General features: G+C 58.1%; 3 protein-coding genes. 2 read left to right on the forward strand and 1 reads right to left on the reverse strand.

The features are described from left to right. Window positions 1-661: alpha/beta hydrolase (locus tag AAAB35_RS15580; RefSeq protein ID WP_340669201.1), on the forward strand; the 661-nt coding region annotated here is incomplete at its 5' end. A 19-nt stretch (window positions 662-680) separates the two neighbouring features. Here the strand turns inward: AAAB35_RS15580 and AAAB35_RS15585 are convergent. Further along, on the reverse strand, window positions 681-1094 hold the full coding sequence (locus AAAB35_RS15585; protein ID WP_340669202.1) for a DUF2177 family protein: 414 nt from the start codon (window positions 1092-1094) through the stop codon (window positions 681-683). Between the two features lie 366 nt (window positions 1095-1460). Here AAAB35_RS15585 and AAAB35_RS15590 point away from each other — a divergent pair, with 366 nt between their 5' ends. After that, entirely contained in the window at window positions 1461-2690 is a 1230-nt protein-coding gene (locus tag AAAB35_RS15590; RefSeq protein ID WP_340669203.1) for a cyclopropane-fatty-acyl-phospholipid synthase family protein, read from the forward strand. Window positions 2691-3030: the final 340 nt, after the last annotated feature.

The following is a 3030-nucleotide window of genomic DNA, read 5'->3' on the forward strand; positions in this document are numbered from 1 at the left end:
ATTCTTCTATGGCGGCAGCTGGCAGAGCGGCGACAGGCAGACATATCAGTTCGTTGGGTCGGCCCTTGCCGCCAAGGGTATCGTTACCGTCATTCCTGACTATCGGCTCTTTCCGGCCGTCCACTACCAGGGCTTTCTTGACGATGGCGCCAGCGCGGTGCGCTGGGCGAGGGATCATGCACGTCAATATGGGGGCGATCCCTCGAAGCTCTTCCTCGTTGGCCATTCCGCCGGCGCGTACATGGCCGCCATGCTCGCGCTCGACAATGCCTGGCTTGGCGCGGAAGGTCTTTCGCCTCGCGACCTTCGCGGTTTCGTCGGCATTTCCGGGCCTTATGATTTTCTGCCCTCGAGGGACAAGACGATTGCGGAAATTTTCAGCACCGCGAAAACGGTGCGGCAGGCAGAGCCGATATATTTTGCCAGCCCCCATGCGCCGCCAACGTTGCTTTTGCACGGGACGAGCGACACGACGGTCTATCCGCGCAATTCGGCGAAGCTTGGCGAGCGGTTGCGCGAGGGCGCCAGCCCCGTCGAGATTAAGCTCTATCCGCGCGTCGGGCACCTTGGCATCATTGGCGCCGTGGGCGCGCCCTTGCGCTTCATTGCCCCCACCCTTGAGGATACGGCGGCCTTCATCGAAAGGAGGTCCGCGCCGTGAGCACCGCGAAATGCCAGGATCAACCGAACTTTGCCGCGACCCACCTCGCTGCAAGAAAGCCCAATGACGCGGAAATGCCCGATAGAAGCGTCCCCCAGGCCATGTCGGCAAGAGTGACGACCGTGGACCATTGTTTCAAGGTCGCCTGGCTCGTCAGATCATAGGTGGCGTAAGCAACGAACCCCAGGAGCGCACCGTGGGAGAGGGCAGTCTGCCAGCGGCCCGTCTCCATAGCCGGGTTCACGGCAAATATGACGAGCCCAGCAACGTAGATGAGGTAAAACAGGACTGCCGGGACGTAGTTGACGTTGAGTGCAATCACATCGGGAAGACGGGCGCGATAAAAGCTGGTCGCCATGATGCTGAGCCAGAAGAAATCGAGAACGAAAAAGATCGCGGCCGTGAAGATATAGGCAGTCGCATATTTTAACATCGGCACATCCTTTATCGCATTTACGCATCATCGCGAGCATTGGATCAATGCTCACCCGTGGGAGCCACGAAGGATGAAAAGGGTGTAGCAAAGATGGGGTGCATTAGAACCGTTCGGGCCAAATACGGCCCGTTCACCCGGGATCTTTGGCCCACGTGTTGGGTGACCACTTACAAAAACCACTCCAATTAAGGGATTAAACGGGCGGGCAGTTTTCACAAAGGGCGCGTTCGCGTTTGAAGAATCGCCCGCCGATCCATTGGGCCCGCGCCAGCGTATACGAGATTGATGGTTGCTAGAGCGCAGCCGTTGCGCACAAGCAAGGTTCACAATAGAAATTGGATTTTGGCTGACGGTGAAACCTGGATGTCTATATCTGATCCCATTTTTCTAATCCCCAACGTTGGCACTGCGCTGAAGGGTCTTCCCTTCAAGGCGCGGGCTGCCCTGCGCGCTGCCGCGCATCTGCCCCGCGGCACGCTCACAATTACCACGCCCGACCGGCAGGTCTTCAAGGTAGGCGGAAGACAGGCGGGACCGGACGCGTCGGTGGTGCTGCACAACTGGAACCTGCCGCGCCGCGCCTTTTCCGGCGGAACGATCGGCGTTGCCGAATCCTACATGGACGGGGATTGGGATAGCCCCGATGTCGCGACCTTCCTCGAGCTCTTCGTGGTCAATGAGGAGGTGGGGGAAAATCTGGCCGGCGGGTCGAACTTTCTCCTGAATACGGCGCAGCGGCTGCGGCACTGGCTCAATGAGAATACCCGCTCCCGTTCGCGAAAAAATATCTCGGCCCATTACGATCTCGGCAACGCCTTCTATCGTGAATGGCTCGATCCGACGATGACCTACTCATCGGCACTGTTCGCCGACAACGCCAACGATCTTGAAAGCGCACAAAATGCCAAATACCGCGCACTTGCCCGCAATATCGGCATTACCGCCGATAGCCGCGTGCTCGAGATCGGCTGTGGCTGGGGCGGCTTTGCCGAGTTTGCCGCGCGCGAGATCGGCGCGCATGTGACAGGCCTGACAATCAGCCGGGAGCAATACGACTATGCCAGGCAGCGCATCGCGCGCGCTAAGCTTTCCGGCAACGTCGATATCAAGTTTCAGGACTATCGCGATGAGACGGGCAAATACGACCATGTCGCCTCAATCGAGATGTTCGAGGCGGTGGGTGAGAAATACTGGCCGGTGTTCTTCGGCAAGGTCAAGGATTGTCTGAAGCCTGGCGGCAGTGCCGGGCTGCAGATCATAACCATCAACGACAAGTCCTTCGACCGTTACCGCAAGCGGCCCGATTTCATCCAGCGCTACGTCTTTCCAGGCGGCATGCTGCCAACTCCCCAAAAGCTCAAACGGCTCGGTACCGATTTTGGTCTTGACCTTTACCGCGAGCACATCTTCCCGCAGGACTACGCGAGAACGCTGGCCGAATGGCGCCAGCGATTTTGGAACTCCTGGGACCGTTTATGCCATCTCGGATTTGATGTCAGGTTCAAGAAGCTCTGGGAGTTCTACCTCTTCTACTGCGAGGCCGGCTTTCGGTCGGAATATATTGACGTGCGCCAGGTGTTCTACAGGAAATGAAACAGCGATCCGGTAACACCTCAAAGGGCGTCTACCGACCCTCAACCGACATAGGCAAGCTTCAAAAGTGGCCATGCGCCGTCAGGTAGCATGCAATTGCCCGCATCACGATTGAAAGAGCGCCGAGGCGTCGTTTCGGGGCCTCTGGGCTTCGAGGGGCGGGCATATCTGCGGGGCGAAATTTGAGGCGCCAATGTGCCAAGAGCGTCAGATGAGAATGCAAGGCCCGCAGTTTTTCTCACTTTTATCGGAAGTGATCCCCGGACACGAAACTGAGCCTTGAGGGCATTTGCTTGCGGGCGCTTCTCGACTAACGTCTGATCGCGCATTTCAACAAATT

This window comes from Phyllobacterium sp. (genome assembly GCF_037994425.1).
Lineage (GTDB): Bacteria > Pseudomonadota > Alphaproteobacteria > Rhizobiales > Rhizobiaceae > Phyllobacterium.

Bases quoted from the DNA above. Each gene is read 5' to 3' on its own strand.
- AAAB35_RS15585 (WP_340669202.1), bottom strand. From the start codon at position 1,094: ATGTTAAAATATGCGACTGCCTATATCTTCACGGCCGCGATCTTTTTC.
- AAAB35_RS15590 (WP_340669203.1), top strand. From the start codon at position 1,461: ATGTCTATATCTGATCCCATTTTTCTAATCCCCAACGTTGGCACTGCG.